The sequence below is a fragment of the Thermoplasmata archaeon genome (assembly GCA_035632695.1).
GTDB lineage: Archaea > Thermoplasmatota > Thermoplasmata > RBG-16-68-12 > RBG-16-68-12 > RBG-16-68-12.
The window spans coordinates 1-3,556 of record DASQGG010000017.1 but is presented as its reverse complement, the minus strand read 5'-3'; the positions used below and the strand labels follow the sequence as shown (position 1 = coordinate 3,556).

General features: G+C 66.1%; 5 protein-coding genes. 1 reads left to right on the top strand and 4 read right to left on the bottom strand.

Going from position 1 to position 3,556, the window contains the following annotated elements; translation table 11 throughout:
* Positions 1–271, top strand: a 271-nt coding sequence (locus VEY12_00900; protein HYM38690.1) for a hypothetical protein, incomplete at its 5' end; no start/stop codon positions are given.
* A 15-nt stretch (positions 272–286) separates the two neighbouring features.
* On the opposite strand, the gene VEY12_00895 is transcribed toward VEY12_00900, so the two are convergent.
* The 4 genes from VEY12_00895 to VEY12_00880 all read right to left on the bottom strand — a co-directional run.
* A complete protein-coding gene (locus tag VEY12_00895; GenBank protein ID HYM38689.1) occupies positions 287–1,240 on the bottom strand; it encodes an ABC transporter ATP-binding protein in 954 nt (317 codons plus the stop codon).
* The gene (locus tag VEY12_00890; GenBank protein HYM38688.1) at positions 1,227–2,189 is read right to left on the bottom strand and encodes an ABC transporter ATP-binding protein; all 963 of its coding nucleotides are present in this window, start codon (positions 2,187–2,189) and stop codon (positions 1,227–1,229) included. The genes VEY12_00895 and VEY12_00890 overlap by 14 nt, the downstream gene beginning before the upstream one ends.
* 16 nt (positions 2,190–2,205) lie before the next feature.
* On the bottom strand, positions 2,206–3,072 hold the full coding sequence (locus VEY12_00885) for an ABC transporter permease (protein ID HYM38687.1): 867 nt from the start codon (positions 3,070–3,072) through the stop codon (positions 2,206–2,208).
* The coding region (locus tag VEY12_00880; protein ID HYM38686.1) for an ABC transporter permease at positions 3,069–3,556 on the bottom strand (488 nt) is incomplete at its 5' end. The genes VEY12_00885 and VEY12_00880, both read right to left, overlap by 4 nt.

The following is a 3,556-nucleotide window of genomic DNA, read 5'->3' as shown; positions in this document are numbered from 1 at the left end:
CCCCCCCGTGGACGCGAGTTGGAGCGAGATGCCGCTCGCGTCCACGGACTTCGCGAACGTCTCCCAGCGCCTGCCCTCCGTGGCCGTGCAGTTCGCGATCGCCCCCCGCGGGACGTCCTGGCATTCCCGGCGGTCCTTGGAGGCCGCGCGCTCTCCCGACGCGAAGGCACCCCTGGCGATTACGATCGACGTGATGGCCGAGGTCGCGACGCGGTTGTGCGAGGACGGTCGGTTCGGGGACGAGGCCAAGCGGGAGTTCGCCTCCGCGTGACACGGCGGTCCGTCGTCACTTGTACAGGAAGCAGGCGGCCCGGCGCCCCTCACGGACCTGCGCGAGCGCGGGCTCGGCCGCCGTGCATTCCGGCATCGCGTACGGACAACGCACGGAGAAGCGGCACCCCTTCCCCTCCGCCACGGCATCCGTGATCGAACCCTTGATAGGAACCTCCTTGACCGCCTTTTTCTCCAGGGTGGGGATTGCCGCAATCAGGGCCTTCGTGTACGGATGCAGGGGGTCGTTGACCACGTCATCCACGGTCCCTTCTTCGACGATCCGACCTCGGTAGAGCACGCTGATTGTCCCGCCGAAGTGGTACGCGATGGAGATGTCGTGGGAGACGAGGACCATGGTGAGGCCGCTCCGCTCATGGAGCTCCGCGAGGACCTTGAGGAAGGACGCGCGCATGGACGCGTCGAGCATGGAGACGGGCTCGTCGGCCACGAGGAGCTTGGGCTTGAGCACCAGAGAGCGGGCCAGCGCGACCCGCTGCCGTTGGCCGCCCGAGAGCTCGTGCGGATAGCGTCGCATGAACTCCTCGGGCGGCGTCAGGCCGACGCGGAGGAGGGCTTCGCGAATCTCGCTCAGCTCATAGGGGACCTTGTTCAACCGCAGCGGCTCCGTGACGCTCGTGAGGACGTTGAACCTCGGGTTGAGGGACGCGTAGGGGTCCTGGAAGACGATTTGCACGCGCCTTCGAAGCTGCCGGAGATCCCGCCGCTTCGCCGCGGACACCTTGATCCCGTCCACCGTGATCGTGCCGGACGTGGCCGGGAGCAGCCCGCAGATCAGGCGCGCGATCGTCGTCTTCCCGCTCCCCGTCTCGCCGATGATCGAGTGGATGTTCCCCTCGTCCACCTCAAGGGTGACGTCGTCCACAGCTCGCACGGGCTGGCGGCTCTCCGCGGAGCGCCATCTCGGCTCGAAGTGCTTGGAAACCCCGGACAGGCTAACGATCGGCACGGTGATCCCCGCAGCGCAGGCAGTACACGGTGTGGCCTTCCTCCACCCGGAATCCGGTGTAGTCGTACGAGGCGCACGCGTCCGATGCCTCGGGGCACCGGGGCATGAACCGACAGCCTCGCGGTGGGTCACGGAGGTCCACGGGGTCGCCCTGGATGATGCTCGGTTCCTTCCGGACGCCGGGGAGCAGCACAGAGCCCACGAGGCCGCGAGTGTACGGATGGACCTGGCCCTTCAGGACCTGGGCGTTCGTCCCGTCCTCGCAGACCTTCCCCGCGTAGAAGATCGCGATTCGGTCCGCGACCTCGGCGACGAGGGGCAAGTCGTGGCTGATCAGGATCGTCGTCATGTTCAGTCGGCGCTGGAGGTCGCGGAGGAGGTTCGTGATCTGCGCCTGGGTGATCACGTCCAGGGCCGTCGTGGGCTCGTCCGCGATGAGCACCTTGGGCTGGGACACGATCGCCGTGGCGATCACCGCACGCTGCTTCATGCCACCCGAGAGCTCGTGGGGATACTTCCGCCACACATCGCGGCCGAGGCCCGCCAAGTTGAGGCATTCATGCGCCGCCTCCAGGGCCTCCTGCGGTTCCTTCACATGGTGAATCAGGAGGGGCTCGGCCACCTGGTCCTCAATCTTGATGAGCGGGTTCAGGGTGTTCATTGCCCCCTGGAACACCATGGAGATCTGCAAGCCGCGGATCCGCGCCATCTCCTCCTCCGGGAGACGCAGTACGTCGGTCCCGTCGACCTCCATCGTGCCCGACTCCGCCTTCCCATTACGAGGCAAGAGGCGCATGAGCGCGAGCGCAAGAGTGCTCTTGCCACTGCCCGACTCCCCGACGATCCCGAAGGTCTGCGCGTCCGGGATGACCAGGTTGATTCCGTCGAGGGCGAGGATCTTGCCGTCCTCCGTCGCGTAGGAAACGCTCAGGTCTCGGATTCGGATCATGGGGTCCCACGGCCTCCTACGCCTTGATGATCCGCAGCCGCGGGTTCATGATCTCCTCGAGGGAGTAGCCGAAGAGGATGAAGCCGAGGATCAGCGCGAAGATGAAGAGCCCCGGAGGGACGAAGTAGTACCACTGGCCTGCGATCAGGGCACCCGTCTGGTCCGCCTCCCGGATGATGCCTCCCCAGCTAATCGCGGTGACGTCTCCCACCCCGAGGAAGACGAGGGCCGCCTGAGTGAAGATGGCCGAGGAGACCGCGAGCATCGCGTTCGCGTACAGGACCGACGTCACGTTCGGGAGGACATGGCGAAACATGATATACAGCGAGCCCGCGTTGTTCGCCTTCGCCGACTCCACGAACGGCCACTCCTTGATCGAGAGCACCATGGCGCGAATGATCCGGGCCGTGGGGGCCCAGCTCAGGACCCCAATGACCACGATCACGTTCACCTCGCTGGGCCCCAAGAGCGCCGCGATGATGATCGCGAACACGAGGGCCGGGATGATGATGAAGAAGTCCACAACCCGCATGATCGCCTCGTCGATCAGACCCCCTGCGTAGCCGCTCACGATCCCCGCGAGGAGGCCAAGACCGATCGCGAGGCCCCCCGCGGCCAACCCGACGAGTAGGGAGATGCGGGCGCCGTACACGTTCCGGGAGAAGAGGTCTCGCCCCAGGGTGTCCGTGCCGAAGGGGTGCGCGGCGCTCGGTGGCGTCAGGAACAGCGACGGGCTGGTCGCGTTGGGATCGATGGGCGCGATCCAGGGGGCGAACACAGCCATGGCGAGGAAGAACAGGATGATCGCCAGACCCAGCTGCCCCTGCCGGTTCTTCCGGAACAGCTTCCAGAACTCGGAGAGGCCCGCGGGGATACGCGTCATCCGTATCGGATCCTCGGGTCGAAGACGCCGTAGAGGAGGTCTGCGACCAAGTTGGCCACGACCACGGAAATCGCGACGACGAGGAACGCGGCCTGGAGGATGGGGTAGTCCCGCGCGGTGATCGAGCTGTAGATCAGGAGGCCGACGCCGGGCCACGAGAACACGACCTCGGTGAGGATGGCCCCGCCGACGACCAGACCGACGTTGACCGCGATGATGCTGATCATGGGAAGCTGGGCATTCGGGTACGCATGACGCTGCATGATCCGGCGGTCGCTCGCCCCCTTGCTTCGCGCGAACACGATGTAGTCCTCGCTCAGGATGTCGATGAGCGCGTTCCGCATGATAATCGTGAACTCCCCGTAGAGCACGATCGTCAGGGTGGCGAGGGGCAGGAGGAGGTGGCTCAGGAGGTCGACCCCCTGGTCCAGCACCGACGGATACGCGGCCCCGATCGTGTACATCCCAAATACGGGGATCCCGC

Coding starts and splice junctions, on each gene's coding strand:
- VEY12_00885 (HYM38687.1), bottom strand. CDS start 3,072: ATGACGCGTATCCCCGCGGGCCTCTCCGAGTTCTGGAAGCTGTTCCGG.
- VEY12_00890 (HYM38688.1), bottom strand. CDS start 2,189: ATGATCCGAATCCGAGACCTGAGCGTTTCCTACGCGACGGAGGACGGC.